Annotated in this window: 19 protein-coding genes; 5 read left to right on the plus strand and 14 right to left on the minus strand. The window is 68.0% G+C overall.

What is annotated here, in order from left to right:
- The first annotated feature begins 102 nt into the window (after window positions 1-102).
- Window positions 103-1725: an MFS transporter gene (locus EOW66_RS05760; RefSeq protein ID WP_128155496.1), complete on the plus strand. Its 1623-nt coding sequence runs from the start codon at window positions 103-105 to the stop codon at window positions 1723-1725.
- A gap of 31 nt (window positions 1726-1756) precedes the next feature.
- Here the strand turns inward: EOW66_RS05760 and hemF are convergent, their stop codons facing one another.
- The gene (gene hemF / locus EOW66_RS05765) at window positions 1757-2650 is read right to left on the minus strand and encodes an oxygen-dependent coproporphyrinogen oxidase (protein ID WP_128155497.1); all 894 of its coding nucleotides are present in this window, start codon (window positions 2648-2650) and stop codon (window positions 1757-1759) included.
- Between the two features lie 102 nt (window positions 2651-2752).
- Between hemF and EOW66_RS05770 the strand changes: the two genes are divergently transcribed.
- Window positions 2753-3163, plus strand: coding sequence for a hypothetical protein (locus EOW66_RS05770; protein ID WP_128155498.1), 411 nt, complete (start codon window positions 2753-2755; stop codon window positions 3161-3163).
- A 32-nt stretch (window positions 3164-3195) separates the two neighbouring features.
- Here the strand turns inward: EOW66_RS05770 and EOW66_RS05775 are convergent, their stop codons facing one another.
- Genes EOW66_RS05775 through clpS form a run of 3 tightly spaced genes read right to left on the minus strand, consistent with a single transcriptional unit; the run spans window position 3196 to window position 5476 of the window.
- Window positions 3196-4005, minus strand: coding sequence for an SDR family NAD(P)-dependent oxidoreductase (locus tag EOW66_RS05775; RefSeq protein WP_128155499.1), 810 nt, complete (start codon window positions 4003-4005; stop codon window positions 3196-3198).
- A 42-nt stretch (window positions 4006-4047) separates the two neighbouring features.
- Window positions 4048-5112 carry a methyltransferase gene (locus EOW66_RS05780; RefSeq protein ID WP_128155500.1) on the minus strand — a complete coding sequence of 355 codons (1065 nt, stop codon included), beginning with the start codon at window positions 5110-5112 and terminating at the stop codon, window positions 4048-4050.
- A 22-nt stretch (window positions 5113-5134) separates the two neighbouring features.
- Window positions 5135-5476: an ATP-dependent Clp protease adapter ClpS gene (gene clpS / locus EOW66_RS05785; protein WP_113899604.1), complete on the minus strand. Its 342-nt coding sequence runs from the start codon at window positions 5474-5476 to the stop codon at window positions 5135-5137.
- Between the two features lie 121 nt (window positions 5477-5597).
- On the opposite strand from clpS, the gene EOW66_RS05790 reads away from it, so the two are divergent.
- Entirely contained in the window at window positions 5598-6293 is a 696-nt protein-coding gene (locus tag EOW66_RS05790) for an HAD family hydrolase (protein WP_128155501.1), read from the plus strand.
- A gap of 260 nt (window positions 6294-6553) precedes the next feature.
- Window positions 6554-8215 carry a D-alanyl-D-alanine carboxypeptidase family protein gene (locus EOW66_RS05795; protein ID WP_239017518.1) on the plus strand — a complete coding sequence of 554 codons (1662 nt, stop codon included), beginning with the start codon at window positions 6554-6556 and terminating at the stop codon, window positions 8213-8215.
- A gap of 74 nt (window positions 8216-8289) precedes the next feature.
- Here the strand turns inward: EOW66_RS05795 and ccoS are convergent, their stop codons facing one another.
- From ccoS to ccoN, 8 genes are all read right to left on the minus strand, one after another.
- Window positions 8290-8448 (minus strand): cbb3-type cytochrome oxidase assembly protein CcoS, encoded by a 159-nt coding sequence (ccoS, locus tag EOW66_RS05800; protein ID WP_113899601.1) that lies wholly within the window; start codon window positions 8446-8448, stop codon window positions 8290-8292.
- Window positions 8449-8460: 12 nt separating this feature from the next.
- Window positions 8461-10698: a heavy metal translocating P-type ATPase gene (locus tag EOW66_RS05805; RefSeq protein ID WP_128155502.1), complete on the minus strand. Its 2238-nt coding sequence runs from the start codon at window positions 10696-10698 to the stop codon at window positions 8461-8463.
- Between the two features lie 4 nt (window positions 10699-10702).
- Entirely contained in the window at window positions 10703-11158 is a 456-nt protein-coding gene (locus EOW66_RS05810) for a FixH family protein (protein ID WP_128155503.1), read from the minus strand.
- Window positions 11159-11168: 10 nt separating this feature from the next.
- Entirely contained in the window at window positions 11169-12611 is a 1443-nt protein-coding gene (ccoG, locus tag EOW66_RS05815; protein WP_128155504.1) for a cytochrome c oxidase accessory protein CcoG, read from the minus strand.
- Between the two features lie 267 nt (window positions 12612-12878).
- Complete coding sequence (gene ccoP / locus EOW66_RS05820; protein WP_128155505.1) at window positions 12879-13772, minus strand: cytochrome-c oxidase, cbb3-type subunit III; 894 nt, start codon at window positions 13770-13772, stop codon at window positions 12879-12881.
- A gap of 12 nt (window positions 13773-13784) precedes the next feature.
- Window positions 13785-14000 carry a cbb3-type cytochrome c oxidase subunit 3 gene (locus EOW66_RS05825; RefSeq protein WP_121533778.1) on the minus strand — a complete coding sequence of 72 codons (216 nt, stop codon included), beginning with the start codon at window positions 13998-14000 and terminating at the stop codon, window positions 13785-13787.
- An 11-nt stretch (window positions 14001-14011) separates the two neighbouring features.
- Window positions 14012-14740: a cytochrome-c oxidase, cbb3-type subunit II gene (ccoO, locus tag EOW66_RS05830; protein WP_128155506.1), complete on the minus strand. Its 729-nt coding sequence runs from the start codon at window positions 14738-14740 to the stop codon at window positions 14012-14014.
- 12 nt (window positions 14741-14752) lie between these two features.
- Entirely contained in the window at window positions 14753-16354 is a 1602-nt protein-coding gene (gene ccoN, locus EOW66_RS05835; RefSeq protein WP_128155507.1) for a cytochrome-c oxidase, cbb3-type subunit I, read from the minus strand.
- Window positions 16355-16606: 252 nt separating this feature from the next.
- Here ccoN and EOW66_RS05840 point away from each other — a divergent pair, with 252 nt between their 5' ends.
- Complete coding sequence (locus EOW66_RS05840) at window positions 16607-17446, plus strand: universal stress protein (RefSeq protein WP_128155508.1); 840 nt, start codon at window positions 16607-16609, stop codon at window positions 17444-17446.
- A 59-nt stretch (window positions 17447-17505) separates the two neighbouring features.
- Here EOW66_RS05840 and EOW66_RS05845 read toward each other — a convergent pair whose 3' ends face one another.
- Both EOW66_RS05845 and fnrL read right to left on the minus strand, forming a co-directional pair.
- Complete coding sequence (locus EOW66_RS05845; RefSeq protein WP_128155509.1) at window positions 17506-17832, minus strand: YnfA family protein; 327 nt, start codon at window positions 17830-17832, stop codon at window positions 17506-17508.
- A 31-nt stretch (window positions 17833-17863) separates the two neighbouring features.
- Window positions 17864-18610 (minus strand): transcriptional regulator FnrL, encoded by a 747-nt coding sequence (fnrL, locus tag EOW66_RS05850; RefSeq protein ID WP_128155510.1) that lies wholly within the window; start codon window positions 18608-18610, stop codon window positions 17864-17866.
- Between the last annotated feature and the right edge of the window lie 37 nt (window positions 18611-18647).

An 18647-nucleotide genomic window follows, 5' to 3' on the forward strand; every position in this document is an offset into this window, starting at 1 on the left:
GCCTCCACTTTACTTGCATCATACAACTTGTGTATCATGCAATCAGTTTACCCGGCCCGCCTGCCCCCGGCAAGCCTGCCCCTCCCCTGATGCGAGCTTTCCATGTCCCATCCGTCCACCGGCGCCGCCGCGCCATCGCGCTTTCTCGACCAGCCGACCGCGGTCTGGGCCACCGCTTTCGCCTGCGTCGTCGGCTTCATGTCGATCGGTCTGGTCGACCCGATCCTGACCTCGATCGCCGCCGGGCTGAACGCGGGACCGGCGCAGGTGTCGCTGCTCTTCACCTCCTATTTCCTCGTCACCTCGGTGATGATGCTGGTGACGGGCTTCGTCTCGAGCCGGATCGGCGCGCGGGCGACGCTGATCCTCGGTGCCGGGCTGATCGTGATCTTCGCGGCGCTTGCGGGCACCTCGGGCTCGGTGCGCGAGCTTGTCGCCTTCCGCGCCGGCTGGGGGCTGGGCAATGCCTTCTTCGTGGTCACCGCACTGTCCGTTCTGGTCGCGGTGACGCGCGGCGGCACCGGGCGGGCGGTGCTGATCTACGAGGCGGCGATGGGGCTTGGCCTGTCGGTCGGGCCACTCCTTGGCGCGGCGCTTGGCGCGCAGTCCTGGCGCTGGCCCTTCTTCGGCACGGCGACGCTGATGGCGGTGGGGCTGGTCTCGGTGCTGGCCTTCCTGCCCTCGCTGCCGCGGCCGGCGCAGAAGACGGCGCTGAGCGCCCCGATCCGCGCGCTTGGCCACCCCGGGCTGTTCACCGTGTCGCTGGCCGCCTTCTTCTATTATTTCGCCTTCTTCGCGGTGCTGGCCTTCGCGCCTTTCGTGCTGGACCTGTCGGCCCATGCGGTCGGTGCGATCTTCTTCGGCTGGGGGCTGATGCTGGCGCTGTTCTCGGTCTTCGTGGCGCCGCGGGTCGAGGCGCGCTTCGGCCTTGTGCCGGTGGTCGCGGTGGCGCTCGCGGCGCTTGCCGTGCTGCTCGTCGTGATGGGATCGGGCAACAAGCCCGCGATCGCCGCGGCGGTGATCCTGTCGGGGGCGATCATGGGCGTGTGCAACACGCTCTTCACCGAGCTCGCGCTCGAGGTCTCCGACGTGCCGCGGCCGGTCGCCTCGGCGGGCTACAACTTCCTGCGCTGGTTCGCGGGGGTGGTCGCACCCTGGGCGGTGCCGACGATCGCGGAACATGGTTCGGTGCTGGCGGCCTTCTCGGTCGCGGCGCTGGCGGCGCTGCTGGCGCCCGCGACGCTGTGGCTGCGCCGCGGCTCGATCGCGCATCACAAGGCGGCCCCGGCCACGGCCCCGGCGCCGGGGCTGGTCGTCGCCGCGGTCGATGGCAGCGATGCCGACGCGCGGGTGATCGAGCGCGCCGTGGCGCTGGCGAAGGCCGCGGGCGGGCGGGCGGTGCTCGCGCTCCATGTCCGGGTCAGCGAAGTGCTTGACGGCGCCGAGGCCGAGACCGAACCCCGCCCGCAGGCCGAGGCGATCGTCGCGCGCGCCCGCGCCCGGATCGCGGCGGCGGGCATCGCGGCGCAGGGCGAGGTGCTGCATGCGACGCCCGGCCAGGCGGTGCGCGCCGCGCTTGCCCATGCCGCGGCCGGCGGCGCCACGCATTTTGTGATCGGCGCGCCGCATGAGGGCGCGCTCGATGACCTGCTGCACGGCAGTTTCGCCCGCGCGGCCGAAGCGGCGGGGCGTCAGACCGCGATCGCGGTGGAAACGGTCGACTGAGGGAAGACGGAGGGGAGAGGGGCGCTGCCCCTCAGACCCATTTCGCCAGCGGCGGCAGGCTCATCAGCACCGCATCGGCATTGTGCCCGGTCTCGAGCCCGAATTTCGTGCCGCGGTCGTAGACGAGGTTGTATTCGGCATAAAGGCCGCGGTGGATCAGCTGCGCATCACGGTCGACCTCGGAGGCGGGGGTGCCGAGGCGGCGCTCGGTCACCGGCACGAAGGCGGGCAGGAAAGCCGCGCCCACGTCCCGGGTGAAGGCGAAATCCGCGTCCCAGTCGCCGCTGTTCAGATCGTCATAGAAGATACCGCCGACGCCGCGGGCGCGGTGCCGGTGCGGGATGTAGAAATACTCGTCCGCCCAGGCCTTGAAGCGCGGGTAATAGCCCGGGTCATGCGCATCGCAGGCCGCCTGCAGCGCGGCATGGAAATGCGCCGTGTCCTCGGCATATTCGATGCAGGGGTTCAGATCGGCGCCGCCGCCGAACCACCACGCGCCCGGCGTCCAGAACATCCGGGTGTTCATGTGCACCGCCGGCGTGTGCGGGTTGCGCATGTGGGCGACAAGCGAGATCCCCGAGGCCCAGAACCGCGGGTCCGTCTCCATCCCCGGCACGCCGCGCGCCGCCATCGCCTTTTGCGCCCGCGGCGCGAGCGTGCCCCAGACCGTCGAGATGTTCACGCCGACCTTCTCGAAGACACGCCCGCCGCGCAGCACCGACATCTTGCCGCCGCCCTGGTCCTCGCCCGCGGCGCCGGTGCGGGTGGTGGGCGTCACCTCGAAGCGGCCGGCGGGCAGGTCGCCCGCGCCCGCGCCCCCGTCCTCGAGCGCCTCGAGCGCCTCGAAAGCCGCGACGATGCGGTCGCGCAGGGTCGAGAACCAGGCACTGGCGGCGGCCTTGCGGGGCTCGAATGTGTCGGTCATGGCGATCTCCCTTTTTGCGCCGTCCTAGCAGGCAAGGCGCGAGGGGGGAATTGCGTTTTCCGCGCCGGAGGAGAAGAATGCGCCATCAGCCGGAGACCCGCCATGCGCAAGACCGCCGCCCTTTTCGCCCTGCTCGTCCTTGCCGCCTGCGGCACGCCGCAGGAGCAGTGCATCAACCGCGCCACGCGCGAGACCCGCACCCTGCAGTCGCTGCTGGCCGAGACCGAGGGCAACCTCGCCCGCGGCTATGCCTGGGAAGAATACGAGGTGCCGACGACGCGGTGGGAAGTGTGCGGCTATGACACCTACACCCGGCGCGACGGTCGGGTGATCCAGAAGCCGCGGATGTGCCTCGAGGATGACACGATCACCCGGCGCCGGCAGGTGGTGATCGACCCGGTCACGGAAACCCGCAAGCGCGACAACCTGCGCGCCAAGATCCGCGCCCTTGCACCGCAGATGAACGCGGAAATCACCGCCTGCCGGGCCGCCTATCCGGAAGAGCCGAAGTAATCCCGCCCGACAATCCCGCCCGGGCGTGCCGCTCAGTAGACCGGCACGCGCACCGTGTCGGCGATGCCACGGCCGCCGTCGACGGTGACGATCTGGCCGGTGACGAAGCCCGCCCCCGACGAGGCGAGGTATTGCACCGTTTCCGCCAGTTCGGTCGGCGGCGCGATGCGGCCAAGCGGCGTGCCTGCGGTGATCGCCTCGCGCCAGTCGGCGTTCTCGCGCAGCGCCGCATGCAGCGAGGCGCTCATCATCGAGGCGAAGGCGACGCCGTTCACCCGGATCCGGTGCGGCGCGAGCGCGAGTGCGAGCCCGCGCGTCGCCTGATCCTGCGCCGCACAGGCGATGGAATAGGCCAGCAGCTCGGGCTGGGTGCGCTGCGCGGCGAGGGTCGAGACGTTGACGATGCAGCCGACCTCGCCGGTGGTGCGCCCGTCCTTCTCGGCCAGCGCGATCATCCGCTTCGCAGTGAGCTGCGACAGCCGCAGCCCCGCCTTCATGTTGTGCCGCAGCATCGATTCCAGCACCTCGGCGTCGGGCTCGAGCGGGTCGCAGGGGGTGAAACTGCGCGCGGCATTGACCAGAATGTCGATCCGTTCGAAGGCGTCGATGGTGGCCGAGAGCAGGTTGGCGATGGTCAGCTTCTCGCACAGATCGCCGGCAAAGACCCGTGCCGGGCCCTCCGCCTTGGCGCTGTCGCCGAACTCGGCCATCAGCTTCGTCTCGTCGATGTCGGCGCACATCACCTGCGCGCCGCGGTCGAGGAAATGGCGCGCGATGGCAAGGCCGATGCCGTTGGCGGCGCCGGTGATGATCGCGGTCTTTCCGGTGATGGCCAGAGACATGGCAGCTCCCTTCGGAGTGGTTTTCGCCCCTGTTAGCGCATTTCAGCGCCGGGGGCGAGAGAGACGGCGACGTGGTGACGCCACGGCGGGCGCCGGCGGGCGGGCGGCGCTCTGCACGATCGGCCGTTCGGCGCGGATCAGACGGAAGGCGCCGTCGGGGCCACCGGGCGGCACGATCTCGGTCACCTCGTGGAAGGCGGCACGCAGCGCCTCCTCGTAGGGCAGGTGGCGGTTCGACACCATCCACAGCGTGCCCGAGAGCGACAGCATCGAGGCGGCGGCCCGGATGAAGGCCTGCCCAAGCGCCGGATCGGCGGCGCGCGAGCTGTGGAAGGGCGGGTTCATCACCGCCGCGGTATAGCGCGCCTCGGGCTTGAAGACGGTGGCATCGGCCCAGACGAAATGCGCCCGCGGATCGGTGATGTTGAGCCGCGCGCAATCAAGCGCGGCATGTTCCGCCTCGATCAGATCGAGGCTCTCGACCCCCTTGCGCGCCAGCACCTGCGCCGCAAGCCAGCCCCAGCCGGCGCCGATATCGGCCATCCGGGCGGGCAGCGTCTCGGGCAGCGCGGCCGCCAGCAGCGCCGAGCCGCGGTCGACGCCGTCGGCCGAGAACACGCCGGGCTGGGTGACGAAGCCCGGCACCACTTCGGTGCGGTGCCCCTTCCAGTCATCGAGCGCGCCATGCGCCGCCTCGAGCCGGAAGATCTTGCCATGCGCCTTGGCGATCGGCTCGCCCACCGGCAGCCGCGCGCGCAGATCGCGCAGCATCGAATCGATGCCGTCCGTCTTCAGCCCGTCGACCCAGATCGGCCCGCCCGGCACCACCACCTCGCAGGCGAGCGCGAGGATCGCCCGCGCCTCGGCCTTGGCGCGCGGCAGGAACACCACCGCGGCGGCATAGGGCCCCTCGGGGGCGGGATCGGTCGCGATGCCGCGCGCGCGCAGCGCCTCCCAATCCGGGCGGAAGCCCTGCACGGCATGCAGCCGCTCGGTCGGCAGATCGCTCAGATCGGTGGCGGCGGTCGGACGGAACAGCGCGATGCGCCCCGCCGCGGGCAGGGCATCGGGCGCGTCAAGCGCAAGGGACAGGCGGGAATGGCTCATGGCTGGCAGAGGCGCGCGCGCCTCACTCCTTTTCCATCGTGCATTGCAACGGATGCTGATGGCGGCGGGCGAAATCCATCACCTGCGCGACCTTGGTCTCGGCCACCTCGAAGCTGAACACGCCGACGACGGCGAGCCCCTTCTTGTGCACGGTCAGCATGATCTCGAAAGCTTGCGCGTGGCTCAGGCCGAAGAAGCGTTCGAGGATATGGACGACGAACTCCATCGGGGTGTAATCGTCGTTCAGGAGCAGCACCTTGTACATCGGCGGGCGCTGCGTCTTCGGTTTCGTCTTGAGGGCAACGCCGGCCTCGCCTTCGGCATCGTCCTTGCGGTCGGCCATCATCTCAAGCGGGTGGAACATTGCGCCTCGGTCTTCGGGAATCGCTCGCGGTATCGGGGGAATATAGGAAGATCATGCCACAAGGAAAGACATTGCGGGCGAGGAATCTGCCCGCGACGGGTGTCGCGACCGGGAGTGTCGCATGAAACTCACGACAATCGGCTTCGATGCCGACGACACGCTGTGGCACAACGAGCGCTTCTTCCGCCTGACCCAGGCCCGTTTCACCGCGCTTCTGGCCGGGCATGCCGATGGCGCGTGGCTGGGCGAGCGGCTGCTTGCGGCCGAGCGGCGCAACGTCGGGATCTACGGCTTCGGGGTGAAGGGCTTCACCCTCTCGATGATCGAGACCGCGATCGAGGTCAGCGACGGCGCGGTGCCGGGCGCGGTGATCGCCGAGATTCTCGCGGCCGGGCGCGAGATGCTCGCCCATCCGATCGAGCTGTTGCCCGAGGCACGCGCGGCAATCGAGGCGCTCGCCGGCCGCTACCGGCTGGTGCTGGTCACCAAGGGCGACCTGATCGACCAGGAGCGGAAACTTGCCCAGTCGGGGCTTGGCGATCTCTTCGACGCGGTCGAGATCGTGTCGGAGAAGCGCCCGGCCACCTATACCGAGGTCTTCGCCCGCCACGGCACCGGCGCAGACGCTGCGATGATGGTCGGCAACTCGTTGAAATCGGACGTGCTTCCGATGATCGCCGCGGGGGGCTGGGGGGTGCATGTGCCGCATGAGATGACCTGGGCGCTCGAGGAAGCCGAGGTGCCGCAGGGCCACCCGCGGTTTGCCGCCCTGCCCTCGCTTTCCGGGCTGCACGAACTGCTCGAGCGGATCGGCTGAGCCCCGGGAGATGACGGACAACGCCTTGATCTTGTGCGATTTCGCCCCCGCGACACCATGTCGCCGGGGGGCTGTCACGGCCGCGTTACCACCCCTCGCCGCCCGGCCCGGCACAACCACGAGATCTTGGGGCACACCTGAATGTCGCGACGAAAGCACTTGAAAATAGGCGGTTTTCAGGGCGAAAAAGCCGTGTTAGGCTGAACGCCAAAGCTCCGGAACAAAACAACGGGGCACGAGGCAGCACAAGGACAGAAACCGTGACCACGCTCGCGCGATGGGTCCGTTACGGGCTATTTGCACTCTCCCTGATCTTCCTGCCGCTGGCTGCGCTGGCCGCGCCCTTTGCCGCGATGGTGATGGATGCGCGAACCGGCGAGGTGCTCTATTCGCAGAATGCCGATACCCGTCTGCACCCTGCCTCGCTGACCAAGATGATGACGCTCTACCTGACCTTCGACGCGATCGAGCGCGGCCAGGTCAGCCTCGATTCCGTCGTCACCGTCACCGCCCATGCGGCGAGCCAGCCGCCGTCGCGGCTTGGCCTGCGCGCCGGCCAGAAGATCCAGCTGCGCTACCTGATCCGTGCCGCGGCGGTGAAATCGGCAAACGATGCGGCGGCGGCGATCGGCGATTATCTCGGCGGCGACGAGGCGGGCTTTGCCACCAAGATGAACCGCATGGCCAAGGCGCTTGGCATGAAGAACACCACCTTCCGGAATGCCAACGGCCTGACCCGCGAGGGCCACATGTCGACCGCGCGCGACATGACGCTTCTCGGGCGCCACCTGATCTACGACTTCCCGCAGTACTACAACCTGTTCTCGCGCCGCACCGCGGATGCCGGCATCGCCAAGGTGTCGAGCACCAACCGCCGCTTCCTCGATGCCTATGACGGCGCCGACGGGATCAAGACCGGCTACACCGTGCCCGCGGGCTTCAACCTCGTCGCTTCGGCGCAGCGCGGCAACAAGCGCATCATCGCCACCGTCTTCGGCGGCACCTCGACCGCGCAGCGCAACGCCAAGGTGGCCGAGCTGCTCGATCTCGGCTTCGCGCGCGCACCGGGCAAGACCACCCTCGACAAGCCGGCGCCGCCCGCCCTGATGGCGGATGCGACGGGCGTCGCCGGCCCCGAAGTCACCGGCGCCGAGGATGACACGGACGAGGGCGATGCCCCGGTCGCCGCGGCGAAGACGCTGCGTCTGGCCGCTGCGCCGCCGGCAAGCCCGCGGCCGATGGCGCGCCCGGGCACCGCGGCGCATGACAGCGAAGCGGTCGAGCTGGCGCTGGCGAAGGCGCTCGAGCCTGCGGCACCCGCGACCGCGCCGGTCGCCGCCGCCGTGGCCGAGGTCACCGATGTCGTGGCCCAGGCGGCCAGCCCGCGCCCTGCCGCCGCCCCGCGTGAAACCGTTCCGGTCGCCGCGGCGGGCTTCGTCCAGGCCGCGACGCCGCAGCCCGAGACGCTGGCGATGAACGATTTCTCCGAGGACACGCCGGCCGAGGGCGACGCCCCCGATCCGCGCGAGCCGATTTTCGTGCAGACCTCGACGCCGCAGCCCGAGACGCTGGAGATGGCCGGCCACAAGAACCCGACCGACAACACGGTGATCCTGGCCGCCCTGACGCCCCCCGCCCCCGCGCCGCAGCAGGAGCGCGAGGTGGTGGCCCGCGCCTCGAGCTCGGGCGGGCGCAACTGGGGCGTCAATGTCGGCAAGTTCCCGTCGCAATACGCCGCCGAACGCTCGCTGCTGAAGACGGCGCTGATGGAAAGCGACACGCTCGGCGATGCGCTGCGCAAGGTCGCCCGCGGCAAGACCGGCTTCGAGGCGAATTTCGTCGGCATGACCAAAGCCGGCGCCGAGCTTGCCTGCGCGCGGCTGACCGCCCGCGCCTCGGACTGCACGGTGATCGGGCCCTGAGCCCCCTGCCCCACCGCCAGACAGACGAAAGCCGGCCCGGGGGCCGGCTTTTTCATCTCTGACGGTCTTGCCGGTCAGCCTTTCGGGTGATCGTCGTATTCATCCGACAGGATGCGCTCGCTGTCGCCCTTCGGGTCCTCATACTGGCGCGTGCGCAGCGTCCAGAAGAAGGCCACGAGGCCAAAGCCACCGAGGAACAGCGAGATCGGGATCAGATAGGTCAGGACGGACATCGGCGCCTCCGCTCACTTCAGCCGCAGGGAGTTCAGCGACACCGTAATCGAGGATGCCGACATCGCCAAGGCCGCGGCAAGCGGCGTCGCCAGGCCGACCAGCGCGATCGGCACCGCGACGACGTTGTAGAGCCCCGAAAGCGCGAAGTTCTGCTTGATCCGCCGCCGTGCCTGCACCGAGATCCGCACGGCATCGGCGACGGGCGCAAGGTCCTGGCCGAGCAGCACGATGTCCGAGGCGGTGCGCGCCGCATCGAGCGCCGAGGCCGGCGAGATCGAGACATGCGCCGAGGCGAGCGCCGCGGTGTCGTTCAGCCCGTCGCCCACCATCAGCACCCGCGCGCCCTGGCCGGTCATCTCGGCGACCAGCGCCGCCTTCTCCTCGGGCCGCGCGCCCGAGTGCCATTCGGCAATGCCAAGCCGGCGGGCCAGCGCCGCGACCGCGCCCTCGACATCGCCCGAAACCAGCAGCACACGCTTTTTCTGCGCGAGCAGCGCCGTGACCGCGGCCTCGGCCCCCGGCCGCAGGCTGTCGGCAAAGCGCAGCGTGACGGGCGCCTCGGCACCGATGCGCAGATGCGTCGCGGTCACGCTGCCCGCCTCGGCCCCGACCCAGTCGGCCCGGCCAAGGCGCAGGATCGCGCCATCCAGCCGCCCCTCGACGCCATAGCCCGGCACCTCGTGCAGATCGTCAAGCGCGGCGGGAACGATGCCGCGCTCCTGCGCCGCCGCAGCCAGCGCCTTCGCCAGCGGATGCGACGAGGCCCCGGCAAGCGCCGCGGCAAGCGCGAATTGCGCGGGCGTCAGCTCGAACAGGTTCTCGGGCGTGGGCGCCCCCATGGTCAGCGTGCCGGTCTTGTCGAAGACGACGGTGTCGACCTCGGCCAGCCGTTCGAGCGCGGTGCCGTCCTTGATCAGCAGCCCCTTGCGGAAAAGCCGCCCCGAGGCCGCGGTGACCACCGCCGGCACCGCAAGGCCAAGCGCGCAGGGGCAGGTGATGATGAGCACCGCCGCGGCGATGTTGATCGCGTGGCGCACATCGCCGCCGGTGATCCACAGCCAGATCAGGAAGGACGAGAAGGCGAGCGTGTGCACGAGCGGCGAATAGGCCCGCGCCGCCCGTTCGGCGAGCGAGGTGTATTTCGTCTTCGCCGATTCGGCGGTGGCGACCAGATCCGCCATGCGGTGCAGCGAGCTGTCCTTGCCCGCCGCGGTGACGCGCAGGGTGAGCGGGCCGGTGAGGTTCACCTCGCCCGCCGAGAGCGTCACGCCGGGCCCGGCATAGACCGGCAGCGACTCGCCCGTCAGCAGCGAGCGGTCGGTCTCGGAGGTGCCCTCGGTCACCTCGCCATCGGCCGGGATCCGGCCACCCGGGCGCACCCGGATGATGTCGCCCGGCACGAGCTCGCCCACCGGCACCACGACCTCGGCGCCGTCGCGCAGCACCGTCGCGCGCGGCACCTCGAGCGCGGCCAGCTCCTCGGCCGCCGAGCGCGCCACGGCGCGGGTGCGGTAATCGAGATAGCGCCCGACGAGCAGGAAGAACGACAGCATCACCGCCGCGTCGAAATAGGCCTGATGGCCGTGATGCGCGGTTTCGTAAAGCGAGATCGACGAGGCGAGAATCAGCGCCAGCGAGATCGGCACGTCCATGTTGACGCGCCCGTGCCGCAGCCCGGCCCAGGCCGAGGCGAAGAACGGCTGCCCGGCGAAGACCACCGTCGGCAGCGCGATCGCCGCCGAGATCCAGTGGAACATGTCGCGCGTGGCATCCTCGGCCCCCGACCAGACCGAGATCGAGAGCAGCATGATGTTCATCATCGCGAAGCCCGCGACGCCGATGCGCATCAGCAGGTCGCGGCCGCGCTTGTCGGTCTCGGTCGCCGACAGCAGTCCGGGGTCGAGCTCGTAGGCCTCGTAGCCGATGCCGTCGAGCGCGGCGACGAGCGGCGCCGCCTCCACCCCGGGTTCCGCGTCGATCGAGACGCGCTTGAGCGTCAGGTTCACCCGTGCCGAACGCACGCCGGGCTGGCGCGAGAGCTCGCGTTCGACATCGGTGATGCAGACCGCGCAATGCGCGGTCGGCAGCGACAACATGATCCGCGCGCCGCGGAGGTCACCCGATTTCGCCAGCGCCTCGGCCGAGGGGGCCGCAAGGCAGGCCGGGCAGGCCGAGGCGGAAACATGCTCCGCCTCCCCCGCCGGCGGGGCGGAAGAGGCCAGACCATTGGCGGCAGGGGCGACCGTCATCGGCTTACTTGTCCACGAAGAGGTCGATGCGCTGGCGGAACTTGGTGCCGTCATGGGCGACCGCATCGAGATGGATCAGCCAGGCCCCCGGCGCCAGCTGCACCGGCGCCGAGAAGATCCCGCCGGCGAAGGACAGCTCGGGCTCGACATCCTCGCTCGACATGGTGGTGCGGCCGACGAGGGCGTGCAGGGTGGCCACCCGCGCGGGCAGCCCCCCCTTGTCGCGGATCACCAGCGACAGGACACCGCGGTCATAGGTCGGCTCGACCACCCAGCCGAGCTTTTCCTGCGCGGCGCGGTCGGCGTCGAAGGTCTGCGACGCGACGTAGGAGTTCGAGACCTCGAGCCCGGGGAAGGTCTTCACCGCCTTCACCGCCATGGTGACGTTGACGGCGATGACGATGCCGAAGAAGGCGAGTGCGATCAGCAGGACCTTCCGGCCGGTCAGGGGTTTGCCCATTCTGTGCTCCTCAGTGATGCTGTTCACGGCCATTGAACACTGCCTCGGCCGAAGCCCGGTCGGTGCCCTTCACGTCTTCGACCCAGATCTTGATCTCGGACCGGTCCTCGCGGGCCATCTTCGACCCGGCCGGCGCCTCGATGTAAAGACGCTGGGTCGAAAGCTGGTCGGCAGGTGCCGTCACCGTATCGCCCGGCTGGCCTTCGAGCGTCAGCGTCAGCGGCTCGCGCTCTTCATGGTCCTCCGTGGTGACCGAGATCCGGTAAGTGGTCGCCTCGCCATGCTTGTTGCGCAGCCGCAGCGTGTAGATGTTGCGGATCGAGCCGTCGCCCTGCACGACGTAAAGCGGGTCGCGGTTCGGGGTGACGTTGAAGTCGATCGGCGAGCGCATGAACAGCGCCACCACCAGCCCGATGCCGATGCCGGCCCAGAGGGTGAAGTAGAGGATCGTGCGCGGCCGGAAGACATGCTTCCAGACATTCGTCGGATGCTCGCCCGCGCGTTCCTTCGCCTCGTCCTTCAGCGCGATGTAGCCGATCAGCCCGTGCGGCTTGCCGACCTTGTCCATCATCTCGTTGCAGGCGTCGATGCACAGCCCGCAGGTGATGCATTCGAGCTGCTGGCCGTTGCGGATGTCGATGCCCATCGGACAGACGTTGAAACAGGCCTGACAGTCGATGCAGTCGCCGTTGCCGGCGACGCCCGGCTTGCCGCGCGGCTCGCCACGCCATTCGCGATAGGCGATGGTGATCGTGTCCTCGTCCATCATCGCCGCCTGGATGCGCGGCCAGGGGCAGGCATAGATGCAGATCTGCTCGCGCGCGAAGCCGCCGAAGGCGAAGGTGGTGGCGGTGGCGACGGCGATCGTGGTGTAGGCCACGGCCGAGGCGGAGCCATGCAGCAGGTCGTGCAGGAGCGTCGGCGCGTCGGTGAAGTAGAACACCCAGGCACCGCCGGTGGCGACGCCGATCAGCAGCCACAGCGTCCACTTCGTCATCCGCTTGCGGATCTTCTCGAAGTCCCACTTCTGCCGCAGCAGGCGGATGCGGGCGTTGCGGTCGCCCTCGACGATGCGCTCGACGAGGATGAACAGGTCGGTCCAGACCGTCTGCGGGCAGGCATAGCCGCACCACACCCGCCCCATCGCCGAGGTGAACAGGAAGAGCCCGAGCCCCGCCATGATGAGAAGGCCGGCGACGAAGTAGAATTCGTGCGGCCAGATCTCGATCATGAAGAAGAAGAAGCGCCGGTTCGCCAGGTCGACGAGCACCGCCTGGTCGGGCAACGCCGGACCGCGATCCCAGCGGATCCACGGGGTGATGTAGTAGATGCCCAGCATCAGGGTCATCAGCACCCATTTCAGGGTGCGGAAATGACCCTTCACGCGGCGCGGGAAGACGGGTTCGCGCGCGGCGTAAAGCGGGCCGGATTCACTCGGTTCGGTGGAGCTCACAGGTCTCTCTCCGTTGGCTGATCTCTCGGTTCCGGTCCCTTCTGCTATGGCAGGGCCGGAAAGGCTTTGACATGCGTCAAAATTGCAGATTTCTGATACAGGATAAGCCGGCCCGAGAAAAGAAGGCCCCGCACGCGCAGGCGGCGGGGCGATTGTATCGTCCGGCAGAAAGAACACCGGCGCCCCCAGGAAACGCGCGAACAGGACGGGGCGCCGGTGCCACCCGGGGGGCTTCGGATCGCTCCGCAGCCCCCCGAATTTCTTGTGTTACTGACCGCCGCCCAGCGAGTGGACGTAGGCCGCGACCGAACGGATCTGCGCTTCGCTCAGACGCGCGGTGCCGCCTTCGGGGGCATAGCTCCACGAGGGCATGACGCCCGCGCGGCCGAATTCGACGGTCTTGGTGATGGTGGCCTGGTCGCCGCCATAGAGCCAGATCGCGTCGGTCAGGTTCGGTGCGCCCATCTCCTGCATGCCCTTGGCGTCTTCGCCGTGACAGGCGGTGCAGTTGTCGGCAAAGACCTGCGCGCCGGCCGTGGCCTTGGCGGCATCGGCCTGCTGGCCCGAGATCTGCAGCACGTATTGCACGACGTCGTCGATCTGGGTCTGGTCGAGCAACCCGTCGGTCAGATGCGCCGGCATCGCCGCGGCCGGATTGGTGTCCGGATCCAGCGGATCACGGATACCGTGCTGCACGTCGGTGTAGATCTGTTCGATCGTGCCGCCATGCAGCCAGTCGCTGTCGAGCAGGTTCGGGAAGCCCGGGTTGCCGCCCGCGCCCGCGCCGTGGCACTGCGCACACCAGGTGCGGAATACCGCGCCGCCGGCGTTGCGGGTGAAGTCGACCAGTTCCGGATCGTTGGCGATCTGGTTCAGGTCGGTCGCCACCAGCTTTTCCTCGATCGGCTTGTTGGCGTCGGCATACTTCTGGATGTCGACCGCGACATCGGCGCGGGTCGAGCTGTGCAGAAGCCCGGGCGTCGCCCCCGAGGCGAAGATCGGCCAGGCCGGCATCGCGATCGAGTAGGCCACGCCCCAGACGATGCAGGCGTAGAAGGTCCACAGCCACCAGCGCGGCAGCGGGTTGTTGTACTCGGAAATGCCGTCCCACGAATGGCCCGTGGTCTCGACTTGCTTCTTGGTCGTCGGTTTTTTGCTCATGTCCACGCCTCCTTACAACGTGGCGCCGTCGTCCTTGCAGCAGCCGTCCTTGCAGCCGCCGCCAGAACAGGCGGGTTTGTCATCATGCCGGAAGGGGATGCTTGCCGTATCGTCGTGAACCCGGCGCGAGCCGGGGCGCAGCGCGAAGACGACAGCTCCCACGAAGACAAGGAGCATCGCCAGCGCAGCCCAGCTGTCGGCGAATTCACGGAAGATATGGTAGTCCATCCCCTGCCCCCTCAGCGACTTGCCACGGGTTCGAAGGTCGAGAAGTCGACCATCGTACCGAGAACCTGCAGATAGGCGATCAGCGCATCCATCTCCGAAATGCCGGGCTGGCCGTCGAAGTTGCGGATGTTGACCTTGGCGCCGTACCGCGCGGTCAGGCCCTCGGTATCGCCGTCAGGATTGACCTGCGCGGCGAAGTCGGCCTTCGCGTTGGCGATCATCTCGGAGGTGTAGGGCACACCCACGAGCTGATCGGTGTTGAGACGGTCCTCGATGTAGGTGGGTTCGATCATGCGGGTCTTGAGGAACCCGTATTTCGGCATCACCGATTCCGGCACGACCGATTGCGGGTTCGTCAGGTGGTCCACATGCCACGCATCCGAGTAGCGGTTGCCGACGCGGGCGAGGTCGGGCCCCGTCCGCTTCGAGCCCCACTGGAACGGGTGGTCATACATCGACTCGGCAGCGAGCGAGTAGTGACCGTAACGTTCCACCTCGTCGCGCATCGGACGGATCATCTGCGAGTGGCAGACATAGCAGCCCTCACGCACGTAGATGTCGCGGCCCGTCAGCTCGAGCGGGGTGTAGGGACGCACGCCTTCCACCTTCTCGATGGTGTTCTCGAGATAGAACAGGGGCGCGATCTCCACGATGCCGCCGATGGTGACAACGAGGAAGGAGAAGATCAGCAGCAGCGTGGCGTTCTTTTCGATGACGCCATGTTTGTCCAGAAGTGCCATCTGCGGATCTCCTTATTCGGCCGGAACTGCGGCAACCGAGGCGGCGGCAGCGCGCGGCTGCTTGGCGACGGTGGCCCACAGGTTGTAGGCCATGATGCAGGCGCCGGTGAGATACATCACCCCCCCCAGACCACGCACCACATACATCGGATGCTTCGCGGCGACGGTGTCGGCGAAGGCGTTCACGAGGAAGCCCTGGCTGTCGACTTCGCGCCACATCAGACCTTCCATGATGCCCGTCACCCACATCGAGGCGGCGTAGAGCACGATGCCGATGGTGGCGAGCCAGAAGTGCCAGCTCACGAGCTTGGTCGAGTAGAGCCGTTCACGCGACCACAGTTTCGGCACCAGGAAGTAGAGGGCACCGAAGGTGATCATGCCGTTCCAGCCGAGCGCGCCCGAGTGCACGTGACCGATCGTCCAGTCGGTGTAGTGCGACAGCGAGTTCACCGCCTTGATCGACATCATCGGGCCTTCGAAGGTCGACATGCCGTAGAAGCCGACCGAGACCACCATCATCCGGATGACCGGGTCGGTGCGCAGCTTGTCCCAGGCGCCCGAGAGCGTCATCAGGCCGTTGATCATGCCGCCCCACGAGGGCATCCACAGGATCACCGACATCACCATGCCGAGGGTCGAGGCCCAGTCCGGCAGAGCGGTGTAATGCAGGTGGTGCGGACCGGCCCAGATGTAGAGGAAGATCAGCGCCCAGAAGTGCACGATCGAGAGCTTGTAGGAATAGACCGGGCGTTCGGCCTGCTTCGGCACGAAGTAGTACATCATGCCGAGGAAGCCCGCGGTCAGGAAGAAGCCCACCGCGTTGTGGCCATACCACCACTGCGTCATCGCGTTCTGCACGCCCGAGAACACCTGCACCGACTTCGAGCCGAAGATCGACACCGGGATCGCGAGGTTGTTCACCACATGCAGCATCGCGATGGTCACGATGAAGGACAGGTAGAACCAGTTCGCCACATAGATGTGGGGTTCCTTGCGCTTGAAGATGGTGCCGAGGAAGGTGATCAGATAGGTGACCCAGACGATCGTGATCAGCCAGTCGACGTGCCATTCCATCTCGGCGTATTCCTGCGACTGGGTCGCGCCGAGAATGTAGCCCGAGGCCGCGGTCACGATGATCAGCTGCCAGCCCCAGAACACGAACCAGCCGAAGGCCGTGCCACCGAAGAGACGCGCCGCCGAGGTGCGCTGCACCACGTAGAACGAGGTCGCGATCAGCGCGTTGCCACCGAAGGCGAAGATCACCGCCGAGGTGTGCAGCGGCCGCAGCTTGCCGAAGTTCAGATAGCCCTGGGCCCATTCGAAGTTGAGCGCCGGAAAGGCGAGCTGGAAGGCGATGAGGACGGCGACGAGGAAGCCCACGATTCCCCAGAACACCGTCGCGATCACGCCTGCACGGATCACGCCGTCGAAATATTCGGTTTCAGAGGGTTTCGGCCCCCCCATGGTGCGCAGCACCCAGATGAACGCGATCGCTGCTGCCAGCATGATCTCGATCGCGTTCACCATGTACGGAAGATCGCGCGCGTAGTTGGCCGCGATGGCGGCCAGTACCGCCACCAGACCAAGCGCGATCAGCTTGATATAATCCCACATGTTGTGCGTCCCTTCGTCTTGTCTTCCCCCCGTTCCCAGAATCGGTCGATCCGGGGCGGGAAGTTTCGACTATCGCTCTTGTGGTCTCAGGGTATGCCTGATGCCTTGATCTGTATCAAATCAATCACGAGGGGGTGAGCTCATTCGCCGCAGGATCGTCCCCGGCCAGCAACACACTTGATCGGGATCAAGGTATTCCCCATGTCATAGAGCTAGTTTGCGCGCAGGAAGCAGACGCGGAGGACAAAAACCATGGCTTACAAGACCTTGTTGACGATCGTGACGGATGTTGCGGCCGCCAAGGCACAGCTGGATGCGGCGGTCGCCGTGGCCCGGCAGGAGGATGCGCATCTCGACGTTCTGTGCATGGGCGTCGACCGGACCCAGACGGGGTATTACTACGCCGGGGCAACCGCCTTCGTGCAGCAGGAGACGCTCGACCGCGCCCAGGAAGAGGCGCGCGAGATCGAGACCGCGGTGAAGGCCCGTCTCGAGGCCGAGGACATCCGCTGGAGCGCGGAAGCGGTCGTGGTGCAGATCGGCGCGATCGCCACCGTGGCCGGGCTGCGCGCCCGCTTCGCCGATCTCGTCATCATGGGCCGGCCCTACGGCAAGGGCCGTGGCCAGGAGATCGAGGCCGCGATCGAGGCCGCCCTCTTCGAGGGCCAGGTGCCGGTGATGATCGTTCCGGACGGCTATACCGGCACGCTCGGGGCGCGGCGCGTGGTCGTCGCCTGGAACCAGTCGAACGAGGCGATGAGCGCGATCCGCAAGGCCATGCCCTTCCTGAAGGCGGCCGAGCTGGTCGACATCACGGTGATCGACCCGCCGCCGCACGGCCCGGAACGCTCGGACCCGGGCGGCCAGCTGAGCCAGATGCTCGCCCGCCACGGCGTGCATGCCGAGGTCTCGGTGCTGGCGAAGACGATGCCGCGGGTGTCGGATGTGCTGAACCGCCACGTGCGCGAGACCGAGGCCGACATGATCGTGATGGGCGCCTATGGCCACTCGCGCTTCCGCGAGGCGATCCTCGGCGGCGCCACCCGGCACATGCTGGAACTGGCCGAGGTGCCGGTGCTGATGGCGCATTGACGCAAGCCACTCCGCGAACGGAAGCGGCGCCCCGCGGGGCGCCGTTTTCACCTTCCGGCTCAGGCGGAGCGCGGCGCCCAGAGGATGATCGCGGCGCCGAACAGGCAAAGCGCCGCCCCCAGCAGGTCCCAGCCATCTGGCCGCTGCCCCTCGACAAGCCACAGCCAGCCGAGCGAGGCGGCGATGTAGACCCCGCCATAGACCGCATAGGCCCGCCCCGCCGCATCGGCCGGGCTGCGCGTCAGCACCAGCGCGAAGAGCATCAGCGACAGGGCCCCGGGCACAAGCCACCAGACACTGCGGTCCTGGCGCAGCCAGATCCAGACGGCGAAACAGCCGAAGATCTCGCACAGCGCGGCGGTCAGATAGATCGCGAAGGCCGGCATCCCCTGCCCTTCCGGTTGCCCGACACGGGTCTCAGACGAGAAGGCCGCCGTCGCTGTCGTCGCCCGCCTCGATCAGCAGCCGGTCCATGTCGGGCACGGTGACATGGCGCTTGCCCTCGAGCTCGATCACCCCGTCGCGCTTCAGCGCCGAGATCTGCCGGCTCACCGTTTCGAGCGTCAGGCCCAGATAATCGGCCATCGCCTCGCGGGTCAGCGGCAGGTCGAAGGTCATCCGCCCGGCCGACGCGCGCAGCTTGATCGAGGCATCGCGGCGCGCCACGATCGACAGGAGCGAGGCAATCTTCTCCCGCGCCGTCTTGCGCCCCAGCAGCAGCATCCATTCGCGCGCCGCATCCAGCTCGTCGAGGGTCATCTGCAACAGCCGCTGCGCGATATGGGGCGTGCGCTCCATCATCTCCTCAAAGGGCTTGCGGCGGAAGCAGCACATCAGGATATCGGTGGTGGCCGAGACATTGTAGGTCGCGCTCTCGCGCCCCGGCCGGCCGACGAAATCCGAGGGCAGCAGCAGCCCCACCATCTGCGTGCGCCCGTCCTCGAGCGTCTGCGTCAGCGTCGCGATACCCGAGACCACCGAGGCCACGAAATCCATCTTGTCGCCCGACCAGATCACCGTCTGGCCGGCCTCGAAGCTGCGGTAATACTTGATCGATTCGAGTTCTTCGAGCTCGTCCGTCTCACAGCGAGCGCAGACGGCACGGTGCCGAATCGGACAGTCCCCGCAGGCGAGGGAGACCGGATGCACGTCGTCGTGAGCCATCGTTGCCACTTGATTTGGGTCAATTCGCGTTTCGTTT

Origin of the sequence: Paenirhodobacter huangdaonensis (assembly GCF_004022465.1) — a bacterium.
In the GTDB taxonomy this organism is placed as follows: Bacteria; Pseudomonadota; Alphaproteobacteria; order Rhodobacterales; family Rhodobacteraceae; genus Rhodobacter; species Rhodobacter huangdaonensis.

Bases quoted from the DNA above. Each gene is read 5' to 3' on its own strand.
- ccoS (WP_113899601.1), bottom strand. From the start codon at position 8,448: ATGTCCGTCCTGACCTATCTGATCCCGATCTCGCTGTTCCTCGGTGGC.
- EOW66_RS05775 (WP_128155499.1), bottom strand. From the start codon at position 4,005: ATGTCTCTGGCCATCACCGGAAAGACCGCGATCATCACCGGCGCCGCC.
- ccoP (WP_128155505.1), bottom strand. From the start codon at position 13,772: ATGAGCAAAAAACCGACGACCAAGAAGCAAGTCGAGACCACGGGCCAT.
- fnrL (WP_128155510.1), bottom strand. From the start codon at position 18,610: ATGGCTCACGACGACGTGCATCCGGTCTCCCTCGCCTGCGGGGACTGT.
- hemF (WP_128155497.1), bottom strand. From the start codon at position 2,650: ATGACCGACACATTCGAGCCCCGCAAGGCCGCCGCCAGTGCCTGGTTC.
- EOW66_RS05845 (WP_128155509.1), bottom strand. From the start codon at position 17,832: ATGCCGGCCTTCGCGATCTATCTGACCGCCGCGCTGTGCGAGATCTTC.
- ccoO (WP_128155506.1), bottom strand. From the start codon at position 14,740: ATGGCACTTCTGGACAAACATGGCGTCATCGAAAAGAACGCCACGCTG.
- EOW66_RS05790 (WP_128155501.1), top strand. From the start codon at position 5,598: ATGAAACTCACGACAATCGGCTTCGATGCCGACGACACGCTGTGGCAC.
- EOW66_RS05780 (WP_128155500.1), bottom strand. From the start codon at position 5,112: ATGAGCCATTCCCGCCTGTCCCTTGCGCTTGACGCGCCCGATGCCCTG.
- EOW66_RS05760 (WP_128155496.1), top strand. From the start codon at position 103: ATGTCCCATCCGTCCACCGGCGCCGCCGCGCCATCGCGCTTTCTCGAC.
- EOW66_RS05770 (WP_128155498.1), top strand. From the start codon at position 2,753: ATGCGCAAGACCGCCGCCCTTTTCGCCCTGCTCGTCCTTGCCGCCTGC.
- EOW66_RS05840 (WP_128155508.1), top strand. From the start codon at position 16,607: ATGGCTTACAAGACCTTGTTGACGATCGTGACGGATGTTGCGGCCGCC.
- EOW66_RS05805 (WP_128155502.1), bottom strand. From the start codon at position 10,698: ATGACGGTCGCCCCTGCCGCCAATGGTCTGGCCTCTTCCGCCCCGCCG.
- clpS (WP_113899604.1), bottom strand. From the start codon at position 5,476: ATGTTCCACCCGCTTGAGATGATGGCCGACCGCAAGGACGATGCCGAA.
- EOW66_RS05825 (WP_121533778.1), bottom strand. From the start codon at position 14,000: ATGGACTACCATATCTTCCGTGAATTCGCCGACAGCTGGGCTGCGCTG.
- EOW66_RS05810 (WP_128155503.1), bottom strand. From the start codon at position 11,158: ATGGGCAAACCCCTGACCGGCCGGAAGGTCCTGCTGATCGCACTCGCC.
- ccoN (WP_128155507.1), bottom strand. From the start codon at position 16,354: ATGTGGGATTATATCAAGCTGATCGCGCTTGGTCTGGTGGCGGTACTG.